The sequence below is a fragment of the Mycolicibacterium sp. HS_4_1 genome (assembly GCF_054515875.1).
Map to the genome: position 1 here is coordinate 238,954 of NZ_CM137261.1, position 26,723 is coordinate 265,676.

General features: G+C 68.5%; 23 protein-coding genes and 1 riboswitch. Of the genes, 13 read left to right on the top strand and 10 right to left on the bottom strand.

Going from position 1 to position 26,723, the window contains the following annotated elements:
- Window positions 1–13: 13 nt before the first annotated feature.
- The gene (locus ACX12F_RS01075; RefSeq protein ID WP_459367884.1) at window positions 14–826 is read right to left on the bottom strand and encodes a class I SAM-dependent methyltransferase; all 813 of its coding nucleotides are present in this window, start codon (window positions 824–826) and stop codon (window positions 14–16) included.
- 33 nt (window positions 827–859) lie between these two features.
- Here ACX12F_RS01075 and ACX12F_RS01080 point away from each other — a divergent pair, with 33 nt between their 5' ends.
- The gene (locus ACX12F_RS01080; RefSeq protein ID WP_459367885.1) at window positions 860–2,047 is read left to right on the top strand and encodes a glycosyltransferase family 4 protein; all 1,188 of its coding nucleotides are present in this window, start codon (window positions 860–862) and stop codon (window positions 2,045–2,047) included.
- Between the two features lie 315 nt (window positions 2,048–2,362).
- Window positions 2,363–3,844, top strand: a complete 1,482-nt coding sequence (locus ACX12F_RS01085) for a sugar transferase (RefSeq protein ID WP_459367886.1) — start codon at window positions 2,363–2,365, stop codon at window positions 3,842–3,844.
- On the opposite strand, the gene ACX12F_RS01090 is transcribed toward ACX12F_RS01085, so the two are convergent.
- Both ACX12F_RS01090 and ACX12F_RS01095 read right to left on the bottom strand, forming a co-directional pair.
- Window positions 3,810–5,429, bottom strand: a complete 1,620-nt coding sequence (locus ACX12F_RS01090) for an MmpA family trehalose lipid delivery protein (RefSeq protein ID WP_459370576.1) — start codon at window positions 5,427–5,429, stop codon at window positions 3,810–3,812. The genes ACX12F_RS01085 and ACX12F_RS01090 overlap by 35 nt on opposite strands.
- Window positions 5,430–5,446: 17 nt before the next feature.
- On the bottom strand, window positions 5,447–6,643 hold the full coding sequence (locus ACX12F_RS01095) for a cell envelope lipid trafficking protein PgfA (protein ID WP_459367887.1): 1,197 nt from the start codon (window positions 6,641–6,643) through the stop codon (window positions 5,447–5,449).
- A gap of 180 nt (window positions 6,644–6,823) precedes the next feature.
- On the opposite strand from ACX12F_RS01095, the gene ACX12F_RS01100 reads away from it, so the two are divergent.
- Together ACX12F_RS01100 and ACX12F_RS01105 are read left to right on the top strand one after the other, a co-directional pair.
- Complete coding sequence (locus ACX12F_RS01100) at window positions 6,824–7,972, top strand: acyltransferase family protein (protein WP_459370577.1); 1,149 nt, start codon at window positions 6,824–6,826, stop codon at window positions 7,970–7,972.
- Window positions 7,973–7,980: 8 nt separating this feature from the next.
- A complete protein-coding gene (locus tag ACX12F_RS01105) occupies window positions 7,981–8,334 on the top strand; it encodes a VOC family protein (RefSeq protein ID WP_459367888.1) in 354 nt (117 codons plus the stop codon).
- On the opposite strand, the gene ACX12F_RS01110 is transcribed toward ACX12F_RS01105, so the two are convergent.
- Entirely contained in the window at window positions 8,331–12,560 is a 4,230-nt protein-coding gene (locus ACX12F_RS01110) for an alpha-(1->3)-arabinofuranosyltransferase (protein WP_459370578.1), read from the bottom strand. The genes ACX12F_RS01105 and ACX12F_RS01110 overlap by 4 nt on opposite strands.
- The gene (locus ACX12F_RS01115; protein ID WP_138228177.1) at window positions 12,511–12,684 is read right to left on the bottom strand and encodes a DUF2613 domain-containing protein; all 174 of its coding nucleotides are present in this window, start codon (window positions 12,682–12,684) and stop codon (window positions 12,511–12,513) included. Before ACX12F_RS01115 ends, ACX12F_RS01110 begins: the two co-directional genes overlap by 50 nt.
- 106 nt (window positions 12,685–12,790) lie before the next feature.
- On the opposite strand from ACX12F_RS01115, the gene ACX12F_RS01120 reads away from it, so the two are divergent.
- The 5 genes from ACX12F_RS01120 (at window position 12,791) to ACX12F_RS01140 (ending at window position 17,965) form a co-directional block, all read left to right on the top strand.
- Window positions 12,791–13,978, top strand: a complete 1,188-nt coding sequence (locus tag ACX12F_RS01120; RefSeq protein WP_459367889.1) for a glycoside hydrolase family 3 N-terminal domain-containing protein — start codon at window positions 12,791–12,793, stop codon at window positions 13,976–13,978.
- Window positions 13,979–14,003: 25 nt separating this feature from the next.
- On the top strand, window positions 14,004–14,603 hold the full coding sequence (locus tag ACX12F_RS01125) for a TetR/AcrR family transcriptional regulator (RefSeq protein WP_073697390.1): 600 nt from the start codon (window positions 14,004–14,006) through the stop codon (window positions 14,601–14,603).
- Between the two features lie 322 nt (window positions 14,604–14,925).
- Window positions 14,926–15,110, top strand: a riboswitch (cobalamin riboswitch).
- A gap of 67 nt (window positions 15,111–15,177) precedes the next feature.
- Complete coding sequence (locus tag ACX12F_RS01130; protein WP_459367890.1) at window positions 15,178–16,185, top strand: ABC transporter substrate-binding protein; 1,008 nt, start codon at window positions 15,178–15,180, stop codon at window positions 16,183–16,185.
- 20 nt (window positions 16,186–16,205) lie between these two features.
- Window positions 16,206–17,195 carry a FecCD family ABC transporter permease gene (locus ACX12F_RS01135; protein WP_459370204.1) on the top strand — a complete coding sequence of 330 codons (990 nt, stop codon included), beginning with the start codon at window positions 16,206–16,208 and terminating at the stop codon, window positions 17,193–17,195.
- Window positions 17,192–17,965, top strand: coding sequence for an ABC transporter ATP-binding protein (locus ACX12F_RS01140; protein ID WP_459367891.1), 774 nt, complete (start codon window positions 17,192–17,194; stop codon window positions 17,963–17,965). Before ACX12F_RS01135 ends, ACX12F_RS01140 begins: the two co-directional genes overlap by 4 nt.
- 207 nt (window positions 17,966–18,172) lie before the next feature.
- Here the strand turns inward: ACX12F_RS01140 and ACX12F_RS01145 are convergent, their stop codons facing one another.
- Together ACX12F_RS01145 and ACX12F_RS01150 are read right to left on the bottom strand one after the other, a co-directional pair.
- Complete coding sequence (locus tag ACX12F_RS01145) at window positions 18,173–19,015, bottom strand: MaoC/PaaZ C-terminal domain-containing protein (protein WP_459367892.1); 843 nt, start codon at window positions 19,013–19,015, stop codon at window positions 18,173–18,175.
- 1 nt (window position 19,016) lies between these two features.
- A complete protein-coding gene (locus ACX12F_RS01150; protein WP_459367893.1) occupies window positions 19,017–20,366 on the bottom strand; it encodes a 3-oxoacyl-ACP reductase in 1,350 nt (449 codons plus the stop codon).
- Window positions 20,367–20,511: 145 nt separating this feature from the next.
- On the opposite strand from ACX12F_RS01150, the gene ACX12F_RS01155 reads away from it, so the two are divergent.
- The gene (locus ACX12F_RS01155) at window positions 20,512–21,813 is read left to right on the top strand and encodes an acetyl-CoA C-acetyltransferase (protein WP_459367894.1); all 1,302 of its coding nucleotides are present in this window, start codon (window positions 20,512–20,514) and stop codon (window positions 21,811–21,813) included.
- 178 nt (window positions 21,814–21,991) lie between these two features.
- On the opposite strand, the gene ACX12F_RS01160 is transcribed toward ACX12F_RS01155, so the two are convergent.
- A complete protein-coding gene (locus tag ACX12F_RS01160; protein ID WP_459367895.1) occupies window positions 21,992–22,798 on the bottom strand; it encodes an alpha/beta fold hydrolase in 807 nt (268 codons plus the stop codon).
- 120 nt (window positions 22,799–22,918) lie between these two features.
- On the opposite strand from ACX12F_RS01160, the gene ACX12F_RS01165 reads away from it, so the two are divergent.
- Window positions 22,919–23,497 (top strand): TetR/AcrR family transcriptional regulator, encoded by a 579-nt coding sequence (locus ACX12F_RS01165; RefSeq protein WP_459367896.1) that lies wholly within the window; start codon window positions 22,919–22,921, stop codon window positions 23,495–23,497.
- 3 nt (window positions 23,498–23,500) lie between these two features.
- On the opposite strand, the gene ACX12F_RS01170 is transcribed toward ACX12F_RS01165, so the two are convergent.
- The gene (locus ACX12F_RS01170; protein WP_459367897.1) at window positions 23,501–23,833 is read right to left on the bottom strand and encodes a DUF488 domain-containing protein; all 333 of its coding nucleotides are present in this window, start codon (window positions 23,831–23,833) and stop codon (window positions 23,501–23,503) included.
- The gene (locus ACX12F_RS01175) at window positions 23,830–24,945 is read right to left on the bottom strand and encodes a TDT family transporter (protein ID WP_459367898.1); all 1,116 of its coding nucleotides are present in this window, start codon (window positions 24,943–24,945) and stop codon (window positions 23,830–23,832) included. Before ACX12F_RS01175 ends, ACX12F_RS01170 begins: the two co-directional genes overlap by 4 nt.
- A gap of 81 nt (window positions 24,946–25,026) precedes the next feature.
- Between ACX12F_RS01175 and ACX12F_RS01180 the strand changes: the two genes are divergently transcribed.
- Window positions 25,027–25,944, top strand: a complete 918-nt coding sequence (locus tag ACX12F_RS01180; protein WP_459367899.1) for a TIGR03564 family F420-dependent LLM class oxidoreductase — start codon at window positions 25,027–25,029, stop codon at window positions 25,942–25,944.
- A gap of 61 nt (window positions 25,945–26,005) precedes the next feature.
- Entirely contained in the window at window positions 26,006–26,719 is a 714-nt protein-coding gene (locus tag ACX12F_RS01185) for a VIT1/CCC1 transporter family protein (protein WP_459367900.1), read from the top strand.
- Window positions 26,720–26,723: the final 4 nt, after the last annotated feature.

Sequence of the window (26,723 nt, forward strand, 5' to 3'; positions counted from 1 at the left end):
CCAATTAGGTCGTTCAGCTGGGCTGGAGCACCAACACCAGGTTGCTCGCCAAGAACTCCTGTAACACCGGTACAGACGTCGCACGCCAGGCCCATCGCGGGTGGTAGCGGGGGAATGCCGCGACCAGGGCGCCGGTGCTGCGGGCCCATTCCAGACCTGCTGCGGCTGATACCGCGAACAACGACGATCCGTAGTTGTTCTTCGGCCGGTGGCCGTGTTTGCGGGTGTACCTCTCGGCGGCCCGCCGGCCGCCGAGGTAGTGCGTCAACCCCATCTCGTGTCCGCCGAACGGTCCCAGCCACACCGTGTAGGACAGGATCACCAGCCCGCCCGGCCGGGTGACCCGCAGCATTTCCCGGCCCATCAGCCATGGTTCGCGGACGTGTTCGGCGACGTTCGACGACAAACACACGTCGACGCTGTCGTCGGCGAACGGCAGCGCCATGCCCGAGGCGCGCACGAACGTGCCGGCGCCGTCGGGTCGTGCGGCCGGGCTCGTGCTGGATGTCGCCGCCAGGGCGGCTCCGGCGTGCGCCTCCGCCTCATCGGGCTCGACACCGATGTACGTCATTCCGGCGCCGGAGAATTCGGTGGCGAAGTAGCCGGGGCCGCCGCCGACGTCGAGCACGGTCATGCCCTGGGGCGCGGTTCCGTTGAGGTCGCGCCACAGGCCCTCGACCAGTGCGACGGTGTCTGCGGCGAGCGCACCGTAGAAGCGGGCCGGGTCGGTCTGCTCGAAGCGGAACTCGCCGAGCAGTCGGATCGAGCGGGCCAGGGTGGCCCGCTCGCGCGTGGTGACCAGTCGTTTGGCTGCCCAGCGATTCACTCCGCAACCCTACTGACCGGTACCCTTCATTCGATGCCAGACCACCCCCAGCAGTCCGCTGGATCTCGCGACGAGATCCGGTCGGTGCTGCTGCTCTGCTGGCGCGACACCGGCCATCCGCAGGGCGGCGGTAGCGAGACGTATCTGCAACGCATCGGCGCTCAACTGGCCGAGTCCGGGGTCCGGGTCACCCTGCGGACGGCCCGCTACCGCGGGGCCGCGCGCACCGAGATCGTCGACGGCATCCGGATCAGCCGCGGCGGTGGCCGGCTTTCGGTCTACATCTGGGCCGGACTGGCCATGGTGCTGGCCCGTATCGGCGTGGGTCCGCTGCGCGGCGTCAAGCCGGACGTGGTGATCGATTCCCAGAACGGCATCCCGTTTCTGGCCCGGCTGGCGTACGGCCGGCGGGCCATGGTGCTGGTGCACCACTGCCACCGCGACCAGTGGCCGGTTGCCGGGTGGCTGATGAGCAGGTTCGGCTGGTTCGTGGAATCGCGGCTGTCGCCCCGTCTGCATCGGAAGAATCAGTACGTGACGGTGTCGTTGCCGTCGGCCCGGGACCTGATGGACCTGGGTGTCGATGCGTCGCGGATCGCGGTCGTGCGCAACGGGGTCGACCTTGCGCCCGCGGCGTCCCTGGCGCTGCCGCGGGCGGCCGAGCCGCGCATCGTGGTGCTGTCCAGGTTGGTGCCGCACAAGCAGATCGAGGACGTGCTCGATGTGGTCGCGCTGCTGGCGCCGGTGGTGCCGGGCCTGCGCCTGGACATCGTCGGCGGTGGTTGGTGGGACGAGCGGTTGGTGGCGCACGCGCGCCGGCTCGGCATCAGCTCCGCGGTGACGTTTCACGGCCACGTCGATGAAGTCACCAAACACGAAGTGCTGCAACGGGCTTGGGTTCATGCGCTGCCCTCGCGCAAGGAAGGCTGGGCGCTGGCCGTCATCGAGGCCGCGCAGCACGGCGTGCCCACGGTCGGCTACCGGTCCTCGGGCGGCCTCACCGATTCGATCGTCGATGGTGTGACGGGCCTTCTGGTCGACGACCACCGGGGTCTGGTCACCGCGCTCGAGACCCTGCTGACCGACGACGTCCTGCGCGACCAGCTGGGCGCCAAGGCTCAAATTCGGGCCACCGAATTCTCGTGGCCGCAAAGCGCTTCCGCGATGCTGACCGTCGCGGAGGCGGTCCGGGACGGGAAGTTCGTCGAAGGCATCGTCTGACGGATTCGCCGGGGCCGCGAAGGCGCTGCCGACGGGGTCAAGATCGAATTCGGAAATTGTTCGTGGCGGCGAGATATATCCGTCGTTTTGCCGTGGATTGTGACCGCCACACCTAAACTGACGCACAGGTCAAATTTGATAGCTAAGAGGGTCTCCTTCGGGCTTCCGCCTGTCGGATGTCCTCACGAAACAGCGGATTCAGGCGACTGGGTCCGGTAATGCGTTGCGCACCGAACTCCCTTCTCATTCAAGCAATTAGCAAGCGTGGGACTCACCGCTCCATCGATGCACCAACGGTTCTGAGGAGTTGAACATGTGGGGTTGCCAATGACGCTCTCGACGTTCGGCCTCACGCGGCTCACGAGTTCCCGCACGGTATGGCAGCCGTATTACGCGCGTCGCGTGCTGATCACCGACGCCGTGACCATCGTCCTCGCCATGCTGTTCGCGCAGTGGGTTCGATTCGGCGGAGACGGCTACGGCCCGTCGACTTCCATGCTCTACACCGGGTATTCGCTGGTGCTGGCGTGCCTATGGCTCGGCGTATTGACGCTGCACCACGCCCGCTCCGCCTCGATCCTGGGCTGCGGCATCGAAGAGTATCGCCGCGTCGTCGCCGCATCCTTCTGGACGTTCGGCGTGATCGCGATCGTGGCCTTGCTCTCGCGGCTCGAGATTGCGCGCGGCTATCTGGCCTTGGCGTTCCCCTTGGGCACGGTCGGACTGTTGATCGGGCGCAAGCTGTGGCGCCGCCGGTTTCGTGCTCGCCGGCAAGCGGGCGAATGCCTGACATCTGTTCTCGCCATTGGCGATCGGGACGCCGTCGCCGTCCTGGCCACCGAGCTCATGAATGATCCCGGCGACGGTTATGTGGTGATCGGTGCCGGTATCCCAGGCGATCCGAGCGCGCGTGGTGATGTCATCAGGATCGGTGATCGGGTGATACCGATCTTCGGCGACGAGAACGATGCCCTCGGTGCGCTCGGCGACAGATGTGCCGCGGACACCGTTGCGCTGACCGACGCCGAACATTTCGGAGTCGCCGGAATCCAGCGGCTCACCTGGCGCCTCGAGGCGTCCGACGTCAATTTGGTGGTCTCACCCGGCCTGCTCGACGTGGCGGGCGCACGGCTCACGATGCGGCCGGTGGCCGGCATGCCACTGCTGCATGTGGAGAAGCCGCAGTATCACGGCGCCAAGAGTTTCTTGAAGAAGGCGTTCGACTTCGGATTCGCCCTGGCGGCGCTCATCGGGACAGCACCGCTGCTCGTGCTCGCGGCCATCGCTATCAAGATCACGAGTCGTGGCCCAGTGTTCTACCGGTCGGAACGCATCGGATTGGACGGTGAACCGTTCACGATGATCAAGTTCCGCAGCATGGTGGTCGACGCGGATAAGCGCCTCGACGAACTGCTGCCCTCGAACGAGATGGCCGGCGGCGTCATGTTCAAGATGCGTGAGGACCCGCGGATCACAAAGGTCGGAAAGATCTTGCGCCGCTACAGCATCGATGAAATTCCGCAATTCATCAACGTGCTCAAGCAGGACATGAGCGTGGTCGGTCCGCGGCCGCCGCTGCGGCGGGAAGTCGAGACCTACGACGGGGATATCAGGCGCAAGCTGCTCGTCAAGCCGGGCGTGACGGGGCTGTGGCAGATCAGCGGTCGCTCGAACCTGTCGTGGGACAAGGCTGTGCGCCTTGATCTTTCGTACGTCGACAACTGGTCGATGCTCACCGACGTCGGGATCATCCTGAAGACCATCAGCGTGGTGGCACGCGGCGAAGGGGCGTACTGAGTCCCCGCCACCGCTGGATCAGCATGGCGGCCAAGCCGCCGATCAGCATGCCCAACCACACCACGTGTGCGGCGATCAGCAGTGCTCGTCCCGATGCCGCGGGCGCGGTGCCACCCGCCCGGTACAGCGCAATATCGTTGTCCCGGTAAGCAATCGGCAGCGACAGTGCCGGCGCCGGTCCCTCGACCACCACCCAGCCGACCCCGGCCGCGGTCAACTGGTGCACGTCGGCGCCCCGTAGCAGCATGTCCTGCACCCGTCGCGCCCGCGCGCCCTCACCGGGCACGGTCCGGCCCCCGATCACCAGGTCGCCGGTCGCCAGCACGTCGGCCGAAACCCAGCGGGGCAGCGGGTCCAGCACTGGCGCCGGCCCGGCCCAGGGGAACTGCCGGATGACGTCGGGCGGCAGGACCGCGACGGGCTTCGGGTCCGCGTTGATGTGCGCCGCAACCGAATACCACCCGGCTGGATACTGCACCGACCGGAGCTGGCCACCGACGCCCCACGCCAGGTCGGGAAGTGCGGCCAGCACCACGCCGCAGCACCCGGCAGCAGCGAAAGCCGTTGGTAGCCAACGCCGCAGCACCGCGACGGCGGCGGCACCGGCCAGGGCGTAGCCGGGCGTCGCGAGCGCCACCCACTTCTGGCCGTCCCGCAGCACGCCGGTGCTGGGGACGGTCCGGATCAGCCAGTCGAGGAACGCGGACCCGGGCTCGGTCGCCAGTAGCGCGGGCGCGACCACGGCGAGCACCGCGAGCGCCAGCAGCGGCCGGGCCGCCGCGACGGACCAGGCCCGGCGCGCACCGACCGCCACGACGGCCAGCAGTACCAAGGTTCCGACCACGGCCCACAGCGTCGTCCGGGACGCCGGTGCCGCCCCGGCGTTCCAGATGCCACCGAGTCCGGCCAGGCTGCCCAGCGTCCCCAGCCCCGGCTCTGCTCGCGCCGCGAACGCCGGCACCCCGGCGCTCGCCACCGGCAGCACCGAGCGCGCGACCACCGTCGCCACCAACCAGGGCAGTGCGGCGCCAACCGACGCGGTCAGCGCCAGCCATCTGCCGCGCCAGGTCTGCGAACACACCAGCGCCACGACCAGCGCGAGCAGCAGCCCCGTCGGCGTCAGCCCCGCCAGCGCGATCCAGAACACCAGGTGCCACGCCCGCAGCTGCAGTGCCGAGACCGCGACCCACGGCAGACAGCCGTAGCCGACCAGCAGACTCCAGTGCCCCTGCAACAACCGCTCGGCGACGTAGGGATTCCACACCGCGATCGTGACGGCCACCAGTTGCCCGCCGAGACCGGCGTCCAGCACCACCGCGGCCAGCCGCGCGGCGCCCCAGCCGGCGAACCACAAACCCAGGATCAGCAGCGCCTTGACCAGCACCCCGCCGTCGACGACACGGGAGAAGACGGCCAGGAAGAAGTCCTGCGGGAGGGCCCGGGGCGCGGCCTCGGACAAGCCTAGGGCCGCGTCGGACAAATAGGACCGCGGTGTCGAGACCGCGTCACGCAGCAGCAGATAACCGGGCGCCAGCAGTGGCGCCGTGACAGCGAGCGTCAGCCCCAGCGCGTACAGCGCCGGCAGGGCACGACGGAAAACGATCAGATCCGGTCCGGTGGCACATCGGTCGGCCGCTGGGTGGGCAGCTTCTCGGTCATGGCCTCGGCGGCGGGCATCGGGCCGGAATCGGTATCGCGCCGGCCGAAGAAGCCGTGCCCGGCAGCGTCCAGGCCGGGATCGATCAGGGCGGCCTGCGAACGCAGGCTGTACCCGGCGAGCAGCACGCCGCCGACCAGGAAGACCAGTCCCAGGCCACCGAAGGTGATGGGCAGGATGCGGTCCCACAGGGCCAGCTTGTCGCGCTCGTCGTGGGCCGCGGCGACCTGCGACTCGACCGTCTGCTCGTTGGAGGTGACGGTGAAGTCGGCGAACGTCACCTCAGGCTTGAGGGCATCGCGCGAGTAGTAGTGGAACCCGCGGTCCTTCTCCTTGACGATGGTGCCCGAGACCGGGTCCACCCAGAAGGTCCGCGCTGCGGCGTAGTAGCGCTGCATGGTGACGGGCTCGGTGGGGTCGGCGGCCTGCACGCCCCACAGCTCGGCGCGGGCGGTCACCGAACCGTCTTCGTTTTTGTCGTACAGCGACGAGAACTTGATCGGATCGACCAGCTTGCCGTCGGCGTCGAAGCCGACGTTCTGGCTGAACTTGTAGACCGAGAGGCCGTTGACGTCTTCTTCGCCCTCGTAGTTGGCGTCGTACGCCTTCTGCGCGATCGGATCGAACACCGGGTAGGTCTTCTTCTCCGTGCTGAACGGGAAGCGGTAGCTCAGCCCGGTGTGGGGCAGCGCGATGTTGGTCGGCGGGTTCTGGTCCTCGATGGTCCGCGGCTTCTGCACCGACCCGGCCGCCCCCTTCACCGCGGCGGCGGTGGTGCGGTTGAGCGTCACGGTGTCGACGAGTGCCAGCAGCAGGCCGTTGTCCTGCTGCTTGTCGGTGCGGCGCACGGTGTTGCCGACCTGGAGCGTCACGACGTCGGCGTTGGCCGGGTTCTCGACGCTCAGTTGCCGCTGCAACACCACCGGGACGTTCTTGTTGACGACGAACTTCTCGCCCAGCAGCGACGCCGGGTCCAGTGCGGTACCGGTGCCGTTGCTGACCAGCGTGGTGTCGATGTCGAGCGGGATTTTGGCGATCTTGCCCGAGGTATAAGTAGTCAACAGCAAGGCAGCAATCAGCAGGGCAGCGCCGAGCCCCATCAAGACGCATGCCGCGATTCGCAACCCCACAGCGCGGTTCAACCCGTGCTCCTTACTTTGTCTGCTCAAGCCACACGGCAACCCGACTGACCCTAACAGCCCGCCCTAAGGCTGACCCTCAGAGTCGGGTGCGGGCGGCAGTGAGATTCGCTCCCGACACCGGGCACCCGGCACACTGGGGTCGTGGGCGATCCAGGACACGACACCGCGGACCCCGCTCAGATGAGCGGCACCCGCAGTTTCCTGCCCGCTGTCGAGGGCATGCGGGCCTGCGCTGCCATGGGCGTCGTCTTCACCCACGTGGCGTTCCAGACGGCCAACAGCAGTGGCTGGTACGGGCGGCTGTTCACCCGTTTCGACCTGGCGGTCGCCGTCTTCTTCGCGCTGTCGGGCTTCCTGTTGTGGCGCGGTCACGCGGCCGCCGCGCGGGGTCTGCGCCACCGGCCGCCGACGGGTCACTACCTGCGCTCGCGCATCGTCCGGATCATGCCGGGTTATCTGGTGGCCGTCGTGGTCATCCTGGCGCTGCTGCCCGACGCCCACGCCGATCTCACGGTGTGGCTCGCCAACCTCACGCTCACCCAGGTCTACGTACCGCTGACGCTGACGGCAGGCCTGACCCAGATGTGGAGCCTGGCCGTCGAGGTCAGCTTCTATCTGGTGTTGCCGCTGCTGGCGCTGCTGGCCCGCCGGTTGCCGGTGAACTGGCGCGTGCCCGCCATCGCGGTGCTGGCGGTGGCGAGCTTCGCGTGGCCGGCGCTGCCGTGGCATCTGCCGTTCGGCGTCAACCAGATGAACTGGCTGCCGGCGCTGTTCTCGTGGTTCGCCGCCGGCATGCTGCTGGCCGAGCTGACGGTCATGCCCGTCGGGCGCATGCATCAGCTTGCCCGCCGCCGGTGGGTCATGGCGGCCATCGCCGGGGTGGCGTTCGTCATCGCGGCAACGCCGCTGGCCGGCAACATCGGGCTCGCGCCGGGCACCGTCAGCCAGGTCGTGGTCAAGACGGCGATGGGCGCCGTGGTTGCCGGGGCACTGCTGGCGCCGCTCGTGTTGGACGCACCCGGAACGCCGCACCGCATTCTCGGCAGTACTGCAATGGTGACGCTGGGCCGCTGGTCCTACGGCCTGTTCATCTGGCACCTCGCGGCGCTGGCCATGGTGTTCCCGGTGATCGGCGAGTTTCCGTTCAACGGGCACATGCCGATCGTGCTGATCCTGACCTGGATTTTCGGGTTCGCGATCGCGGCCGTCAGCTATGGGCTGATCGAATCGCCCTGCCGCGAGCTGCTGCGCCGCTGGGAGTCGCGGCACGCTCCGTCGCCGCGGGACAGCTCGATCACCGACGTTCCGCAGCCGGCTGCCGTCGGATAGGAGACAACGTGAGTACTCCGCCGGGCTATCACTCGGTGACGCCGCGGATGTTCGTGAGCGACCCGCAGCGCGCCGTCGAGTTTCTGCGCGCGGTCTTCGGCGCTGTCGGCGAGGTGTTGCCGGACCGGCCCGCCGAAGTCCGCATCGGCGACTCGCTGGTCATGGTCAGCTCGCCGCTGGACCGGGGCGTCTTCCCGGCCTTCCTCTATATCTATGTGGACGACGCCGACCGGGTTTACCAACGTGCTCTGGCCGCGGGCGCCACCGCCATGGAGCCGCCGATGGACACGCCGTACGGTGACCGGCGAGCCATGGTGCGCGATCCGTTCGGGAACGTCTTCCAGATCGCCCATCGGCTCTAGTCGGAGGACCGCTTCGGTGCGTCCCACAGCGATGCCGCCAGCGCGGCCACCGAGATGAGCGCCAGGAACTGTACCCACGGCGAATGGCCGACATAGCCGTCCACTGATCGCCAGGGGTAGGCGCTGAGCATCGCGCCCGCGCCGATCAGGCCGCCCGCCGAGGCGACGACGGTCCACCCGTCGAGCCACCGCGCCCGCGACGCCAGCAGGTACCGGATGCCGATGGCTGCCGCCATGGTCGCCAGGCCCGCCCACCCGGCCACCAGGAACCCGAAGCCGATGAGGGCCGCACCGATGATCGCCGGACGCGGCTGCCAGGTGCCCGTCGGCTCGTCATCGACGGGGCGCCGCATCGGCACCAGCGCCAACAGCGCCAGGAGTGGCAGCAGCGCAAGCCCGCCGAACAGCCCGATCCGGTAGGGGGTGTTCAGCGCGAACGTCAGCGTGACGATGCCCGCGGTGCCGGCCGGCAGCACCCAGCCCTGTTGCCAGCCGTTGATGGTCACCGGGGTGAGCACGGCGCCGCCCGCGGTGTGGGCGGTCCAGCCGGGGTTGACGCTTTCGGGGACCACGAGCACCCGCTGTACGGGCGATGGGGTCACGTCCACCTCGCGGTGATCAGACGTCCATGTCTTCAGCTGCGCGGGAGTCATTGGGGCGCTGTGGATGTGGGCCGCCAGCGGGCCGGTCAGGCGGACGCCGACGGCGGTGAAGTACGCCCCCGGGTTGATGAGAAGTTCCTGTTTTCCGGCCGGCAGCTGCAGCGGTGCGGACTGGCAGGGCTGGGCCGCGATCGGTTCGCCGTCCAGCAGCGCGCCGACGGTGGTGTGTACCGAGGTCTGCAGGAACTGGCCGGCGATCGCGACGATCGGACCGCGGCCGCAGGGCAGCGTGATGGCGCGGCGCCGGTTGGCGGCGGCATCGGCGGGCGCGATCGGTGCGCCGTGGTCGTCGAGGGCCGTGACCTCGGCCAAGCCGGGCGGCTTCACCTGGTCGAATCCCAGTGCGGTGCGGTCGATCAGGTCGTGCCAGTCGAGGATCGACAGTTTGATGGTGTCGGTCTTAGTGGGCGTCAGCTGCAGGGTTTGCGGCCCGTCGCCGATCCGTCGCACCTGCGGTCCGGTGCCCAGGTCGACGGCGACGACCGTCGGATGCGCCGGCAGTTCGGAGGCACTGGGGACGAGCCGCACGGCGCTGACGGTCGTCGGGGCCGGCAGGTGCACGGTCAGGTTGGCGCCGTCACGGAATTGCACGATGCCCTGCGGCGCCACCCAGGCAGTGCGCGGGTCGCCGTCGGTGGCGGCGTAGGCCGAGCCCGCGACGTCGATGACGTCCGCGTCCCCGGACGCGCGGGTGGTGCCCGGCTGGCTCACCAGGTCGGCCAGGTGCGGGCCCTGCCGGGCCTGCACCCACACCGTCGGCACGACGGCCATGGGCGTCGGCACGGTGAGGGTGCGGCTCATGTTGACGGGTTCTTCGGGCGACTGGGCCATGGTGGCAGCGCACCGCACTCCGTTCGGTCCCTCGGCGCAGCCGGGCCGGCCCAGCTGGTCGTTGCCCAGATCCCATTGCGCGACAGCAGATCCCGCCGGCGGGCCGGGCACGTCGACGGTGTGCCGCAGGCTCACCGCATGGGCGAAGCCGGACGCGTCGTACTGCGTCACGGAGAAGTCGGTGATGCCGAACTGCACGCCGGGGGAGCCGTCGTCGGTGCCGGTCGCGGTGAACCGGACCCATGAGGTCTCGCCGTAGGGCAGCGCCGCCGTCAGCGGCTTGCCGGGCTGGTCGAAGCGAATTGTGCTGGTGCCGTTGGCTGTTGCCACCTCGATGCGGCGCACCTGCGCTCCGACAGCGGTGGCACTGGGCGTCAGGGTGATGGTCGCGTTGGTCACCGGATGGTCGAAGTCGACCTGAAGCCATTGCCCCACAGCGGTTTGCAGTGAGCTGGACACCCAGCTGGTCGAGGAGTCTCCGTCGATCGCGGCGGCCGGCCCGGCCGCCGTCGCCACGTTGGGCAGCGCGGTCGAATCGGACGACGAACTCGAGGTGGTGATCCGTCCGCCCGGCCACTCGCCGTACGCGGGAGCGGCGCCCGGGCTGGGGTAGTCCATGACCCGGTTGAAGGTGCGCCGCGGATCGTCGGGGGCACGCACCGCCGACGAATGGTCGTCGACGCGCCCGTAATCGGTCTCGCGCGCCAGCGGGGTGTCGGTGACGGTGACCTCGGGCACCGGCAGTCCGGCCTGCTGTGCGTCCGACGTCAAAACCATGGGGCCCAGGGGCTTTCGCCCCATCAGGCGCCGGCGCTCGTCGATTCGCAGCAGGGATTCAGGTCCACCGTCGATGCGGGGCATGGTGTCGGCGTCGGCCAGGTAGGGCTGGGTCGGGGTGGCGCCCGTCACCCGGTAGATCTCGATCGCCGGGTAGCGCGGCCGCAGGCCACTGTCGGAGACGAAGCCGTCCAGCATGCCGGGGCCGACTGAGTCGCCGAACTGGGCGACCTTCGTCAGGCCGGCGGACCCCTCGATAGCCCGGTGCACCAGCAGCGGCCGGGCCGAGCGCGAGTTGTCGGGGTCCAGGTCGTTGCGCACCACGACGAATGAGATGCCCTGGCGGGCAAGGGTATCGGCCAACCCGGCGGACGGCCGCCCGGTGGCGAACAGGCGCTGTACGGAGTCCAGGGCGCGGATGGTTTCGGGCGGGGTCAGCGGAATCGAGTCGCGCACACCCCAGGCGCCGTGCTCCAGGACCTGCAGCGGCTCGTCGTGCGTGTTGCCCCAGACCTGGTTGGCGAACGGCGCCCCCGGCGCGACCAGCACCCGGCCCGGCGTCTCGGCGTTGTGTTCATCGAGCCAGTTCGCGGTCTGGTGCCAGTACTGCGGAATGGCGCTATAGGCACCCGGCGCGGCCAGGCGGCCCGTCCACGCCAGTGATGTCCCGGCGACCAGCGCGGTCAGCAGCACCACCGCCACGGCCATCCGCTTGTCCCGCTCGAGGTGGGCGAAGGCGTTGATCCATTCCCGGCGCGGCGCTGTGCCGGGCAGCGGAATCCGGCCCAGCACGTGGGCCAGGCCCAGCGCCAGCGGCAGCCGCAACACGGGTTCGAGCTTGTGCACATTGCGCAGCGGGGTACCGCCGGCATCGAGGAAGGTCTGCACCTGGTGCGCGATGGGGGAGCCCAGGCCACCCGAGTACGCGACCGCCAGCAGTAGGAGGCCGAGCAGCAGCATCGCGGTGAGCCGGCCGCGGGCCGGCATGCTGCGCATGGCCAGACCGGCGATGCCGCCCGCCGCCACCAGGGTCGTGGCGAGCACCGCCACCGAGCCGGTGACCAGTGACGAACCGGCCGTGGCGTTGGTCGCGACGAACGCCGTCCAGCCGTAGGTGCCGCGCAGCACCTCGGTCAGCGACAGCCATTGGGTCGTGACACCCGACGATTCGATGAAGTCCAGGAACGGCGGGCTGATCCGGCCGAGCAACACCAGCGCCACCGCCCACCACAAGATGGCGAGCAGCGTGCAGCCGAACCACCACGCCGTGAAGCGCCACCAGCGCCGGTTGGGCCGGTGTGCGGCCCACCAGATGATCGCGGCGAGGCAGCCCGTCAACGTGGCGACGGCGTTGACGGCGCCCATCAGCGCGACGGCGACGGCCGAGCGCGCGGCCAGCTGCCGGATTCTCGGGTCCCCGCGCAACGCCAGGATGACCGGCAGCAGCACCCACGGCGCCAGCATCATGGGCAGCGTCTCGGAGGAGATCGCGCCCAGCGTCGTCAGCGCGCGCGGCGACAGGGCGAATGCCACCGCGGCGAGGACGCGCGAGGACCGGCTGCCGATGCCGAGGGCCTCGGCGACTCTGACGACCCCCCAGAACCCGACGACCAGCAGCAACGCCCACCAGAGGCGCTGGGTCACCCAGCCGGGCAGGCCGATGACGTCACCGGCGAGGAAGAACGCGCCGTGCGGGAAGAGGTAGCCGTAGGCCTGGTTCTGCGACTGCCCGAAGGGCAGGTCGCTGCTCCACAGGTTGGCCGCCCGCGCCAGGAAGCGCGCGGGGTTGGCGGTGAGATCGAGTTTGGTGTCGGGCGAGACCCGGCCCGGTGACTGGGCGAACGTCAGGACCAGTGCGGCCGCGCTGACGACCCATAGACAGCGCCGGGAGAGCGGCGCTGCGGGATCAGCTGCGGTTGCCGTATTCGACCCGGTTGAGCACCGATGACGCTGGATCGCCCGATTGCAGCGTCGGCTTGGTGTTCTGCTCCAGCATCAGCGTGGTGCCGAAGACCGCTGCGGCGCCGAGCAACAGACCGACCACGATGCTGGCTCCGGCGGGCACGAGGAAGCGGTCCATGGCGCCCAAACTAGCATGACGACCTGCCTGCTTCCGTGTTCGCCAGCCGGCTGCCAGGTCATCGCGGGACCAAGGCCCCGTCGTCGCCCGGCTAGGCTCGAATCCCATGTCCCTGCACCGAACCCTCGGCGTACTGGCACTGGTGTCCGGATTGGTGGCGGGTTGCTCCTCGTCGTCCGACCGTCCTGCTGCGTCCAGCACGTCCGGCCCGGCCAAGAGCACAGCCGCGTCCAGCAAGCCCATGGACGCCCCCGCGCCGACCGCCCCGCCGTGCGATCCGCACGCCCTGCTCAGCACCCTCACGCTGCGGCAGAAGCTGGCCCAGCTGCTCATGGTGGGCGTCAAGGACGCCGCCGATGCCCGTGCCGCGGTGACGCAGCAGCAGGTCGGCGGCATCTTCATCGGGAGCTGGACGGACCTGTCCATGCTGTCCGACGGAACCGTTCCTGCGCTGCAGGCCGCATCGGGCGCGCTGCCGCTGGCGGTCAGCATCGACGAAGAGGGTGGCCGGGTGTCCCGGCTGAAGAAGCTGATCGGGCCGCAGGAGTCGGCGCGTGTGCTGGCGACGACCAAGACGCCGGCCGAAGTCGAGGCCATCGCCAAGGACCGCGGGCAGCAGATGAAGGACAAGTTCGGCATCACCGTCGACTTCGCGCCCGACGCCGACGTCACCGAAGAAGCTGACGACGAGGTGATCGGCGACCGTTCCTTCGGCTCGGACCCGCAGAAGGTGGCCGAGTACGCCGGTGCGTACGCCGCGGGCCTGCGCGAGGCGGGGCTGGTCCCGGTGCTCAAGCACTTCCCCGGTCACGGGCACGGTTCGGGCGACTCGCACACCGGGGGCGTGAAGACCCCGCCGCTGGAGGCGCTGAAGGACAACGACCTGGTGCCGTACCGGACGTTGACGACGCAACAGCCTGTCGGCGTGATGGTCGGGCACCTGCAGGTGCCGGGCCTGACACTCGGCGATGATCCGGCCAGCCTCAGCAAGCCGGCCTACGACCTGCTGCGCAGCGGCCAGTACGGCGGCCCGCCGTTCGACGGCGTGGTGTTCACCGACGACCTGACGGGTATGGCGGCCATCAGCGCCCACTACAGCGTTGCCGACGCAGCGCTCAAGGCGCTGCAGGCCGGTGCGGATGTGGCCCTGTGGATCACCACTGACGGCATCCCGGACGTGCTGGACAAGCTGGAGGCGGCCGCGCAGGCCGGGCAGCTGGACCAGGCGCAGATCGACAACTCGGTGCTGCGGGTGGCGGCCATGAAAGGGCCGGGCGCGAAATGCGTGAAGTGAGCTGCTCGTTGAATACCCTGATCTGATGGCAGGTGGAACCAAGCGGCTGCCGCGGGCCGTCCGCGAACAGCAGATGCTCGACGCCGCCGTGCAGATGTTCTCGGTGAACGGCTATCACGAGACCTCGATGGATGCGATCGCCGCGCAGGCCGAGATTTCCAAGCCGATGCTGTACCTCTATTACGGCTCGAAGGAAGAGCTGTTCGCCGCGTGCCTGGATCGGGAGCTGACCCGCTTCGTCGACACCGTCCGGGCGGACATCAACTTCGCCCAGAGTCCGCGCGACCTGCTGCGTAACGCGGTGCTGTCGTTCATGACGTACATCGACCGCAACCGGGCGTCCTGGATTGTGCTGTACACCCAGGCCACCAGCTCGCAGGCGTTCGCCCACACGGTGCGTGAGGGCCGCGAGAAGATCATCGACCTGGTAGCCCGGCTGCTCAGTACCGGCACGCGAAACCCGGAGCCGGACAGCGACTTCGAGATGATGGCCGTGGCGCTGGTGGGCGCGGGTGAGGCCATCGCATCGCGAGTGAGCGCCGGTGACACCGACGTTAACGACGCCACCGAGCTGATGATCAACCTGTTCTGGCGCGGTCTGAAGGGCAAGCGCGCCGAGTCCTAGTCCCGCCGGCCTCCCCAGCGCGGGCGGTGCCCGAGTCCGGCGGGCATGAGGCGGTTGGTCACATCTGCAACGTGAGTACCGGTTTCTCTTGGCAAGCTTCGTTGGGAGCTGTCAGCTCGGACTGACAATGTCAACACCTGGTGACGGCTTCACATCGCAAGTGCCACTTGGACCAATGCGTCCTGATCGCAGAATCGCCGACGCCTGCCGGCTCTGTGCCGGCGGCGTCGGGCACTCGAACCGTGCCGCCGTAACTGCGGGGTCAACGAGGTACCCGCTTGCGGCGGACTGCTCAGCAGCTGTGGTGGCCTCACGGCGCTGGTATGGTCCGATTCGAGCCAGTCGAACCCAACGCGGTTGGGTCAGGGAATCCGATGCGAACCCGGAACTGACGCGCAGCGGTAAGGGGGACAGGCGGAGCAACGGCCACTGGCCCCACGTGGGCTGGGAAGGCGCTCCGGCTGAATGATCCCGAGTCCGAAGACCTGCTGGCTCGGGCTCTCGCGGCCTGGCGGCGCGAGGACCCTCCACGGATGGACTCCGCGAGCAGAGTCCCGGATCGGAAGGCGACGCCGTGTATGGACGCACCATTGTGCTTGTCTCCCTGGTTGTTTCGCTGGTCTGCTCTTGTGGCGGACCGCGGGCGACTGGAACCGTCAACGCCGCAACAGCCGGCTATCCCGTCACCCTCCAGAACTGCGGACGCACAGTGACGGTGAAAGCGCCACCGCAGCGCGCGGTGTCGATCAACCAGCCGGCGTCCGAGCTGCTCCTGGCGCTCGGGTTCGCCGACCGCATGGCCGGGACCGCGTCCTGGAGCGACGACGTCCGGCCCGACCTGGCCGCCGACAACGCCAAAGTGCCTGTGCTGAGCCGGGATTTCCCGTCATTCGAGCGGGTGCTCAAGGAGAAGCCCGACTTCGTCTACGCGACGTTCGACTGGTCGTTCACCGACCAGGGTGTCGCCCCGCGGGATCGGTTCGAGCGCCTCGGGGTGCCGACGTACCAATCTTCCAGCGAGTGCGGTGGGCAGGACGCGGCGCAGCAGCGTGCGTTGACACTCAACGACACGTACGCCGAAATCAGCGACATTGCCAAGGTTTTCGACGTTCCTGAACGCGGCGAAAAGCTGGTGGCGACTTTGCGGGCCCGGATGGCGTCCGCGACCAACGGCCTCAAAGCGGAAAACGTCTCTTTGATGTGGTGGTACGCAGGTACCAGAACTCCGTACATCGCCGGCTGCTGTGGTGCCCCCGGAATCATCACCACGGCTGTCGGGGCGCGCAACGCGTTCGCCGACAACCGGCAACTATGGCCCGAGATTTCCTGGGAGGCCATTCTGCAACGCGATCCCGACGTGCTGGTTCTCGCCGACCTGACTCGCGGCAAGGACGGTGACAGTGTCGACGCCAAGATCAAATTCCTCGAAACCGACCCGGCGGCAAGCAAGTTGAGGGCCGTGCGGGAGCGGCGGTGGATCGTGCTGCCGGCCAGTGCGATGGACCCGTCACTGCGCAACGTCGACGCCGTCGAGACCGTCGCAACCGGTCTGCGCGCGTTCGGGCTGGGTGGAAAGTCCTGACGGCCGTGCGCGCCGGCGCGATGGTGACGCTCGGCCTCGCGGTTCTGGCGCTGTCCATCGCGGCGGCCATGACCATCGGACCTGCCGAACTAGGGTTCGGCGACGTGTATGCCGTGGTCGCGCAGCATGTTTGGGACCGTCCCGCGAACATCCCGCCGATCGACGACGGCATCGTGTGGGAACTGCGACTGCCACGAGCGCTGTTGGCGGCGATCTGTGGTGCGGGCCTGGGTATCTGCGGGGCGATACTGCAGTCGCTGATGCGCAACCCGCTGGCCGACCCGTTCATGCTGGGCATCTCCTCCGGTGCGTCCACGGGAGCGGTACTGGTCGTGGTGGCGGGTATCGGTGGTGCGCTGACGCTGTCGGGCGGTGCGTTCGTCGGTGCGGTGATCGCGTTCGTTCTGGTCCTGGCGCTGGCCGCCGTCTCCGGCGGTGGGCAGGACCGGATGCTGCTGGCGGGAGTCGCTGGTACCCAGCTGTTTTCGGCGGCCACGGCGTTGGTGGTGTTCTCGTCGGCCGACGCTCAACAGACCCGCGGCGTGCTGTTCTGGTTGCTCGGCTCCCTGGCCGGGGCCGGCTGGTCCCAGGTGGCGCTGTGCGGCGTCATCTGTGCGGTCTGTCTGGCGATCTGCTGGCTGCATTCAGATGCCTTGGATGCGTTCGCTTTCGGTCGTGACGCAGCCGCCTCGTTGGGTGTCTCGGTGCGACGGGTCCGGGCTGTGTTGTTGGCGACCACGGCGCTCCTGACGGCCGTGCTGGTGAGTGCCGCCGGCGCCATCGGCTTCGTCGGGCTGGTGTTGCCACATGCGGCGCGGATGATCGTGGGGCCGTCTCATCGTCGGCTGCTGCCCGTCACCGCGACCACCGGCGCCATCTTCTTGGTCTGGGTCGACGCCGCTGCCCGCACGGTGTTCGCGCCGCAGGAATTGCCGGTCGGCGTGGTGACCGCACTCGTCGGTGTCCCGATCTTCATATGGATTCTGGTTCGGCGCAGGCGGTTTCGATGACGCGCCCGATCGCTGCCGAGTCTGTCAGCTGGTCGGCCGGCGGCCGGCTCGTCATCGACGGGGTGTCGCTGGTAGTGGCCGACGGCGAGACGCTGGGACTGCTCGGGCCCAACGGCGCCGGCAAGTCGTCACTGCTGCGATTACTCGCCGGTCTACGGCACCCCGATGGTGGTGCGGTCCTGCTCAGCGACCGTCCGCTCACCGACCATCGGCGCCGGGCCGTCGCGCAACGCATCGCGGTGGTCGAGCAGCAGGTGAGCACCGAGCTGGACCTGACCGTCGAACAGATCGTGCGGCTGGGACGAATTCCGCACCGCGGCATGTGGTCCGGCGACACGCAGGCCGACAATCGCGCGGTCGATCGTGCTCTGGAACAGACCGAGACGACGGCCATGCGCGACCGGGACTGGCGGACGCTGTCCGGCGGCGAGCAGCAGCGGGTGCAGATCGCCCGGGCGCTCGCTCAGGAGCCCCGCGAACTGCTCCTCGACGAACCCACCAATCATCTCGACATCCGCCACCAGTTCGAACTGCTGGCACTCATCCGCGCGCTGCCGGTGACGGCAGTGGTGACACTGCATGACCTCACGCTCGCGGCGCTGTTCTGCGACCGGCTGGTCGTGCTCGATGAGGGTTGCCTGATCGCGGCGGGCACGCCCGCTGAAGTTCTTACCGCTGAATTGATTTCATCAGTCTATGGCGTCGCAGCACACGTCATTCCCGACGGCGCCGGCGCCGGCCGCCCGGCGATCCAGCTCCTCCGGCCCTAGTTTCCGGGGCCTGATATTGCCGACGGGTGGCACCGCCTGGCCGCGCTGGAAGCGAACTTGGGATCTGTCTGTCAACATGCTTCGGCCGGAGCCGTCAACTTTCCTTGCCCCGTCAAGGAAAGTTGACGGCTCCAAATCGCAAGTGCCATAGGAGAGCCGACACGCCCGGGCGTTCTACCCGCCTGGGCCTCACTTCCGCGCGTCGAGCTACAGCTCGGTGACCGTCGCGGTCAGGTGCGGGTAACCCTTTGACAGGTTGCGCAGCGCCAGCTCCCAGCCCCCATCGATCGGGTCGACGTACAGCCCGACCTTGGCCGGCAACAGCACGGGCTTACCGAACTTGACGGAATACCGAACGGCATCCGGCAGCTGGCCCTCGATGTTGGCCAGCACTGCTGCGGCGCAGAACATCCCGTGTGCGATCGCGGTCGGGAAGCCGAACAGCTTGGCGCCGATGGAGCTGGTGTGGATCGGGTTGTGGTCGCCGCCGACGTCGGCGTAGTGCCGAATCTGGCCGGGGCTGATGCTGATGACCGCGTTGGGCGGCGGCAGCTTGGGCTGCTTGACCGGTTCCGGCTTCGGCTCACCCGACAGGCTGGTCCGCTGCTGATGCAGGAAGGTGGTGACCTGGCTCCACACCAGATCATTGCCGACCTTGACGTCGGTGATGATGTCGACCAGCAGCCCCTTGCGGTGCTCGCGCAGATTCTCCGCGTGCACCGCGACGTCCAGTTCGTCGGTGACCTTGATAGGCCGGTGCTGGGTGATGTGGTTCTCGATGTGCACCGAACCCATTGCGGCGAAAGGGAAATCGAATCCGGTGACCAACGACATCATGGTCGGGAACGTCAGCGCGAACGGGTAGGTCAGCGGCACGGTGTCGCCGAACCGCAGCCCAGTCACCGCGGCGTACTCGGCGACGTTTTTCGGGTCGATGGTCAGGCCCGACACCGTGACGGTGCGGGCCGGCAGGGTCGAGCCCCGCGACACGAACGGCAGCGCACCCGCCACCGCCCGTGCCATGTTCACAAGACCGTTTGGCTGGCTCATCTCACGCCCCCAGCAGGGCCTGGCCGCAGACCCGAATCGTGTTGCCGGTGACGGCATTCGAGGCGGGGCTGGCGAAGTAGGCGATCAGCTCGGCCACGTCGACCGGCAGGCCGCCCTGGAACAGCGAGTTGAGGCGACGGCCCACCTCGCGGGTGGCCAGCGGGATGGCGTCGGTCATCTTGGTCTCGATGAAGCCCGGCGCGACGGCGTTGATGGTGACGCCCTTCTCGCCGAACACCGGGGCGAATGCGTCGGTCATACCGATCATGCCGGCCTTGGTGGCGGCGTAGTTGGTCTGGCCGCGGTTACCGGCGATACCGGCCATCGACGACAGGCCGACGATCCGGCCACCCTCACCGATGGTGCCGTTCTCCACCAGGCCCTGCGCAAGGCGTTGCGGCGCAAGGAGGTTCACGGCGATGACAGAGTCCCAGCGGGCGTCGTCCATGTTGGCGAGCAGCTTGTCGCGCGTGATGCCGGCGTTGTTGACCAGGACGTCGGCCCTACCGCCGTGGTGTTCGGTCAAGTGGGCGACAATCTGGTCGACGGCGTCGTCGGCCGTCACGTCCAGCGCCAGCGCGGTGCCACCGACCGCCGCGGCGGTCTCGGCGAGCGCGTCCGCGGCCTGCGGGACGTCGATGGCGACGACGGCAGCGCCGTCACGCGCGAACACCCGGGCGATCTCGGCGCCGATGCCGCGGGCGGCGCCGGTCACCAGGGCGACCTTGCCGGCCAGCGGCTTGTCCCAGTCGGCCGGGGCGACGGAGTCGGCGGCGCCGACGTGGAACACCTGGCCGTCGACGTACGCCGACTTGCCCGACAGCAGGAAGCGGACGGTCGACTCGATGCCCGAGGCCGCCGGCGAGGCGCCCGCCGACAGGTAGACCAGGCCGATGGTGGCGCCGCGCTGCAGCTCCTTGCCGAGCGACCGGGTGAAGCCTTCGAGGGCGCGCTGCGCGATGCGCTCGTCGAGGCTGTCGGTCTCGTCGGGCGTGGTGCCGACGACGACGACGCGGCTGTTCGCCGCCAGGTTGCGCAGTACCGGGGTGAAGAACTTGTGCAGCTCCTTGAGCTGCTCGGGCTTGGTGATGCCGGTGGCGTCGAACAGCAGGCCACCGAACGAGTCGGCCCAGCGGCCGCCGACGTTGTTGCCCACCAGGTCGTAGTCGTCGGCCAGGGCGGCGCGCAGCGGCTCGGCGACGCGGCCTGCGCCGCCGATCAGCAGCGGGCCGTTCAGTGCCGGCTCGCCGGCCTTGTAGCGGCGCAGCGGCTGGGGCTGCGGTACGCCGAGCTGCTTGGCCAGGAACGAACCTGGGCCGGAGGTCAGAACTTGGGAGAGGACGTCAGCCATTGCGGACCTTTCTGCGGACGTGTGTCGTATAGACGGAACCGTCTTGTCAGAGACGAACTTACTCCAGAGTAAGAACGGTGGGTAATATAGGCGTCAAGCAACATCTTGCCTCAGTCATCGAACGTCAACGAACTGGAGAAATACCGTGGCCGAGACCAACAGCCGCCGTCGCGTGGCCGTCCTGGGTGGTAACCGCATTCCCTTCGCACGATCGGACGGTGCGTACGCCAACGCCTCCAACCAGGACATGTTCACCGCGACCTTGGACGGCCTGATCGATCGCTTCAACCTCAAGGGCGAGAAGCTCGACATGGTGATCGGTGGCGCCGTCCTCAAGCACAGCCGTGATTTCAATCTCATGCGCGAGTGTGTGCTGGGTACCTCGCTGTCGCCGTACACGCCGGCGTTCGACCTGCAGCAGGCCTGCGGCACCGGTCTGCAGTCGGCCATCGCGGCTGCTGACGGCATCGCTGCCGGCCGTTACCAGGTGGCCGCGGCCGGTGGTGTGGACACCGCCTCGGACGCGCCCATCGCCCTCGGCAACGACCTGCGCCGCGTGCTGCTGAGCCTGCGCCGTGCCAAGTCGAACGTCGACCGGCTCAAGCTCGTCGGCAAGCTGCCGGCCGCCGTCGGCGTCGAGATCCCGGTCAACAGCGAGGCCCGCACCGGCCTGTCGATGGGCGAGCACGCCGCCCAGACCGCCAAGGAGATGGGCGTCAAGCGCACCGACCAGGACGCCCTGGCCGCTGCCAGTCACCAGAACATGGCCGCTGCCTTCGACCGCGGCTTCTTCGATGACCTGGTCAGCCCTTTCCTTGGCCTGTACCGCGACAACAACCTGCGCGCCGACTCGTCCGTGGAAAAGTTGGCGAAGCTGCGTCCCGTTTTCGGGGTGAAGCTGGGTGACGCCACCATGACCGCCGGCAACTCAACGCCGCTGACCGACGGCGCGTCGGTGGCGCTGCTGTCCACCGATGAGTGGGCTGCTGAGCGGGGCATCCCGGTGCTGGCCTACTTCGTCGACTCCGAGACCGCCGCCGTCGACTACGTCAACGGCCCCGACGGCCTGCTCATGGCCCCGACTTACGCGGTGCCGCGACTGCTGGCGCGCAACGGCCTGACGCTGCAGGACTTCGACTTCTACGAGATCCACGAGGCCTTCGCCTCCGTGGTGCTGGCCACGCTCGCGGCCTGGGAGTCGCCCGAGTACTGCAAGGGCCGCCTCGGCCTGGATGCCCCGCTCGGTTCCATCGACCGGTCGAAGCTCAACGTCAACGGCTCGTCGCTGGCCGCGGGTCACCCGTTCGCCGCGACCGGCGGCCGCATTGTGGCTCAGCTGGCCAAGCAGCTCGCCGAGAAGAAGAAAGAGACGGGCAAGCCGGTGCGCGGCCTGATCTCCATCTGCGCCGCAGGTGGGCAGGGCGTCACCGCGATCTTGGAGGCCTGACACCTCGAACGTGCGGGAAATGGCCGCCGAACCAGCGGTTTTGCGGCCATTTCAACCACTTTCGCGGGACGTGTAACGCCCTGCGAAGCCGCAGCGATACCCCAAGTGCCTCGTGTTTCCGTCTGACCCCCGACCTGACGGAGGCACGGGGCACTTTCGTGTTCGGGGCGATGTGCCGTCAGGCGATGCGTTCGCGGATCGCGGCAAGGAACGGTTGTGCCACGGCCAGGAACTCGTCGGGTGCGGACGAGAAGGACACATGGCCCGTGTTCAGCACGACGAATTCGGAGCCGGGGATCGCGGCGTTGGCCGTGCGACCGGCGGCCTGCGGGATGGCGACGTCGCGACGGCCCCAGATGATCAGCGTGGGTGTGGTTATTTGTTTTCCACGCGACCGCAGGTCGTGATCTCGGCCGGCGAAACTGCGCCACATCGCCGCTCCGTGCAGCTGTCCCGCGGCCGTGCCCACGAGTGCCCGGGTGTGATTGACGATCTCGTGGTCGAGTGCGGTCCGTGGCTTCATGTAAGCGTGGGTGAACAGCGGTGCGAGCATCTTGAACGCGGTCGGCGTGCCCATTGTCCGGCAGAACAGCCGCACCGCGGCATTCATCGGCATGAAACCGCCGGTCTGCACCAACACCAGCCCGGCGACTTGGTGCGGCCGGGTGATTGCCAGTCGCGCGGCCGCGAAGCCACCCACTGAGTTGCCGATCAATACCACCTTCGGTGCGTCGAGGTAGTCCACCAGGTCTTCTAGAGCATCGGCGAATAGCGGCGCACTCAGATTGGCCGGGTCAGCGGGCGGCGGCGAGTCTCCGCAGCCGGGCCAGTCCACGGCGATGACGCGGTGGTCCCGTGCCAGCGCGGGAGCGATGGCATCGAAGTCGTGGTGGCTGTGCAATGTGGCGTGCAACAGGATGAGGACCGGGCCGTCACCGTGGTCCCGATAGGCGAGCGTTCCGGCTCGGGTCTCGACTGTGGGCATGACCCGATGATAATAATTGATCGACCGGTCGGTCAATGAAATATGTGAATGCCGCCAATTCGTGCGGAAACACGTAACATTATGGCTGACCAGTCGGTCAATATAGACGAACAGGATGTCATGACGACCGGAATATCGCGGGCGGCAGCAAAAGAACGAACCCGTGACCTGCTCTTGGACACCGGCTTCGCCCTGGCTGAGACGACGGGGTTGGACAGTCTGAGCGTCAACGCCATCACCGCAGCGGCCGGCGTGGCCAAGGGGACGTTCTTTCACCATTTCGGTGACCGCACGGCGTATTTGGTGCAGCTGCACCGGCGGTTTCACGATCGGATACTCGCCGATGTCCAGCAGGCCGTCGCGGGTCTGCCGTCGGGGCGCGCGCGGCTGGCGGCGATATCGACCACTTATCTGGACGCCTGCCTGAACCAGCGTGGGGTGCGTGCCCTCATCCTCGAGGCCCGTGCGCTGGTTCCGATCCAAGACGAGATCGCCCGGCGCAATGAAGCGACGGTGACGCTGCTGACTACGGACTTCGTCGCACTCGGCTGGCCGGCGCCGGCAGTCGCGGCACGGCTGTGGATCGGGGCGACGGTCGAGTGTGCGCTGTTGGAACTCGGTCTGGGCCGTGCCGATCTGCAGGCCCGCGCCGTGCTCGTCGACTTCGCGACGGCCCCGCGACCGGAGGCCTCGCGCTGACACTCAGTGCTGCTGCAGGACTTCCGCCAACACCGGCACCTCGCTGTGTGCGACGTCCTTGGCCGCGGTGGTCAGGGTGACGGGGCCCATCGCCCGGAGCTTCGCCAACTCGTCCGAACCCTCCAGTTCCTCCCGGTAGCGGGCCGCGAAGTCGTCGTACCGGTCCGGATGCGCGTGGTACCACTTGCGCAGTTCGGTCGACGGCGCCACGTGCGGCATCCAGGTGCCGACCCGCGGGTCGTCCTTGTGAATTCCTCTGGGCCACAATCGGTCCACCATCACCCGGGGCGGCTGGGCTGGATCAACCGGGTCGTACACCCGAGCAGTGTCGATCATTTCGGGTCCTTGCGGATGGCGGCCGGAGCAGGTGGTGGGGTGAACAGGCTGCCTCCGACACTGCCACGCAAAGTCCGTACCGCGACCAGCGCCCAGGTACTCAGCAGGAAGACGTACGCCAGCACTGCGGCGACCCGGAACGCGGGCAGGCCGGTATGCGCGGCGAGCTGCGATGTACCGGTGACGAAGGTGCCGACGGGGAACGTCAGGCTCCACCACGTCAGCGCGAACGGCATGCCGCGCCGCATGGTCCGCACCGTCAGCGCGCTGGCCAGGCTGATCCACAGCACCGCGAAGCCCCACACCGGGACGCCGAACAGCACCGCGAAGATGTTCATGCCCGCCGCCAGGTCGGGGCTGACCGCCGAGGCCGCCGCCGTCCCCAACAGGCCGGCCGCGGTGATGCCCTGGCCCAGCGGGCCCAGCACGATCCACAACGTCGGCACGCGAGCCGACCCCGAGGTGCCGTAGTGCGCCAGCCGGCTCCAGATCATCGTGATGATGATGAGTGCCGCGACCAGCGACAGCCCGAACATCGCGAAGCAGCCGTAGAACATCGTCGCGCGGGCGGTGCCGGGTTCCAGATGCTGCACGAGCAGGGCCCCCGAGGCCGCCGACACCATCGGGGGCACGACGGGCATCAGCCAGCCGCCGAACGCGGCGTCCGGCCCGACTTCCAGCTGCGTGAACATCAGGAACGGGATGGTCATCGCGGTGAACAGGCCGCCGATGGTGCCCGCGGTCCACAGCACCCAATCGATGTCGACGGCGAAGCGCGCGCCGATCAGGTCCTGCCCGACCAGCAGGGCGCCGGTCCCGATGGTGAGCAGTGCCATGGGCGCCGCGCCGTAGAAGTGCGTCATCTGCGGGTTGCGGACCTGGCCGCGGGCCACCTTGGGGTGGCGCACCCACTGGACCGAGACCGCGACGATCAGCAACACCAGCAGGGCGGTGGCGATCACCCACACACCCTCGGCGAAGCCCCGCAGCCCCGGCAGGTGCACGGGCAGCGACGCGGCCGCCGTGGCGACAATGCCGGTGCCCATTACCGACGCGAACCAGTTGGGTCCGAAATATTGCAGCCGGGCAGTCTCCTGGGTATCGGTACTCATGCGCGGTCCGCCTTCGCTCCTTGCTGGGAAGTCATGGTTCGATACAAACAGGTGACGTAATCCGGCCTCAAGGAGCATCCCGTGCAGATCAGCATTTTCGGTTCGTTGAGTGGTTTCAAATCTCCCGTCGATGACACCGTCGCGTACCTCGCGCAGCTGCGTGAGGAGGGTTTCCGTCGGGCCTGGTTCGCCCAGATGCCTTACGAGCCAGACCTTCTCACGGTGCTGACGGTCGGGCTGCGGGAAGTCGACGGTATCGAGGCCGGCACCGGCGTGCTGCCCATCCAGAATCAGCACCCGATGCTGCTGGCGCAGCGGGCACTGACCATCAGCCAGATGTCGGGCGGACGCCTGCTGCTCGGGCTGGGGATGACGCACCAGGCCGTCACCGAGGGCATGTGGGGCATCCCGTGGGACAAGCCGGTGCGCCGGCTGGGCGAATACCTGGACGGCCTGCTGCCGCTGCTGAACGGCGAGAAGGCCGACGCCAGCGGCGAGACGGTGACCACCCGCGGTGCGCTGATGATCCCTGGTGCCCCGACCCCGCCCGTGTACATCGCCGCGCTCGGGCCGAAGCTGCTGCAGATCGCCGGCCGGCGTTCCTCCGGCACGGTGACCTGGATGACTGGGCCGAAAACCCTTGCGGGCCATGTCAGTCCGGCACTGCGACAGGCCGCCGCCGACGCCGGCCGGGCCGCCGCCGTCCGGGTGGTGGCGGCCATTCCGGTCTCGGTGACCGACGACGTCGACGGTGCCCGCAAGCAGGCCGCCGAGCAGTTCGCGATTTACGGGCACCTGCCGTCGTACCGTGCGATGCTCGACCGGGAGGGCTACGCCGGGCCGGAGGATGTCGCGATCATCGGCGACGAGCAGACGGTGCGTGATCGGCTCGCCGAGATCGAAGCCGCCGGCGTCGACGAATACGTCGGCGTGACGTTCGATCCGTCCGCCGAAGGCCGGGCCCGCACCCGTGCGGTGCTCAAAAAACTGGAATCCTGACCAGGTTTGGCAAGGCTTCATTGGCTGGCGGATCGTCGCGCGCCCGGATAGCGTTGCAGGAATGGCGATCTCGTCGCACGCTGCTGAGCCTCATCAAGGTTCGGTTGCGTCGAAACTGAACTGGTTGCGCGCCGGCGTGCTCGGCGCCAACGACGGCATTGTGTCGACCGCGGGCATCGTGGTCGGTGTCGCAGCGGCGACGACGGAGCGCGGGCCGATCTTCACGGCCGGCCTGGCCGGACTGGTGGCCGGTGCGGTGTCGATGGCCTTGGGCGAGTACGTGTCGGTGAGCTCCCAGCGCGACACCGAACGGGCCCTGCTGGCCAAGGAACGTCGTGAGCTCAAAGAGGACCCGGCCGCCGAACTTGATGAACTGGCCAGCCTGCTGGAAGGCAGGGGCCTGTCGCCGTCGACGGCGCGCACGGCTGCCGAGGAGCTCACCGATCACAACGCGTTCGCGGCGCACGCGGTCGTCGAATTGGGTATCACCCCAGGGGAATTGTCGAACCCGTGGGTGGCCGCCTTCTCGTCCGCGGTGGCGTTCACGGTCGGGGCGTTGTTGCCGTTGGTGGCGATACTGTTGCCCCCGATGGACTACCGGGTTCCGGTGACCATGTTCGCGGTGCTTCTGGCGCTGGCCATCACCGGGGTGGTGTCGGCCCGGCTCGGCGGCGCATCCGCCGGAAAGGCTGTGGCACGCAACGTGATAGGCGGCGCCCTCGCCCTGGGCGCCACTTATCTGGTCGGTCATCTCTTCGGCGGCGTCGTCGGCTGAGCCC

What these genes read in the sequence shown, in the direction of transcription:
- ACX12F_RS01080 (WP_459367885.1), top strand. Translation starts at nt 860, where the DNA reads ATGCCAGACCACCCCCAGCAGTCCGCTGGATCTCGCGACGAGATCCGG.
- ACX12F_RS01100 (WP_459370577.1), top strand. Translation starts at nt 6,824, where the DNA reads ATGAGCGGCACCCGCAGTTTCCTGCCCGCTGTCGAGGGCATGCGGGCC.
- ACX12F_RS01115 (WP_138228177.1), bottom strand. Translation starts at nt 12,684, where the DNA reads ATGGACCGCTTCCTCGTGCCCGCCGGAGCCAGCATCGTGGTCGGTCTG.
- ACX12F_RS01120 (WP_459367889.1), top strand. Translation starts at nt 12,791, where the DNA reads ATGTCCCTGCACCGAACCCTCGGCGTACTGGCACTGGTGTCCGGATTG.
- ACX12F_RS01125 (WP_073697390.1), top strand. Translation starts at nt 14,004, where the DNA reads ATGGCAGGTGGAACCAAGCGGCTGCCGCGGGCCGTCCGCGAACAGCAG.
- ACX12F_RS01135 (WP_459370204.1), top strand. Translation starts at nt 16,206, where the DNA reads ATGGTGACGCTCGGCCTCGCGGTTCTGGCGCTGTCCATCGCGGCGGCC.
- ACX12F_RS01140 (WP_459367891.1), top strand. Translation starts at nt 17,192, where the DNA reads ATGACGCGCCCGATCGCTGCCGAGTCTGTCAGCTGGTCGGCCGGCGGC.
- ACX12F_RS01145 (WP_459367892.1), bottom strand. Translation starts at nt 19,015, where the DNA reads ATGAGCCAGCCAAACGGTCTTGTGAACATGGCACGGGCGGTGGCGGGT.
- ACX12F_RS01150 (WP_459367893.1), bottom strand. Translation starts at nt 20,366, where the DNA reads ATGGCTGACGTCCTCTCCCAAGTTCTGACCTCCGGCCCAGGTTCGTTC.
- ACX12F_RS01160 (WP_459367895.1), bottom strand. Translation starts at nt 22,798, where the DNA reads ATGCCCACAGTCGAGACCCGAGCCGGAACGCTCGCCTATCGGGACCAC.
- ACX12F_RS01165 (WP_459367896.1), top strand. Translation starts at nt 22,919, where the DNA reads ATGACGACCGGAATATCGCGGGCGGCAGCAAAAGAACGAACCCGTGAC.
- ACX12F_RS01170 (WP_459367897.1), bottom strand. Translation starts at nt 23,833, where the DNA reads ATGATCGACACTGCTCGGGTGTACGACCCGGTTGATCCAGCCCAGCCG.
- ACX12F_RS01175 (WP_459367898.1), bottom strand. Translation starts at nt 24,945, where the DNA reads ATGAGTACCGATACCCAGGAGACTGCCCGGCTGCAATATTTCGGACCC.
- ACX12F_RS01185 (WP_459367900.1), top strand. Translation starts at nt 26,006, where the DNA reads ATGGCGATCTCGTCGCACGCTGCTGAGCCTCATCAAGGTTCGGTTGCG.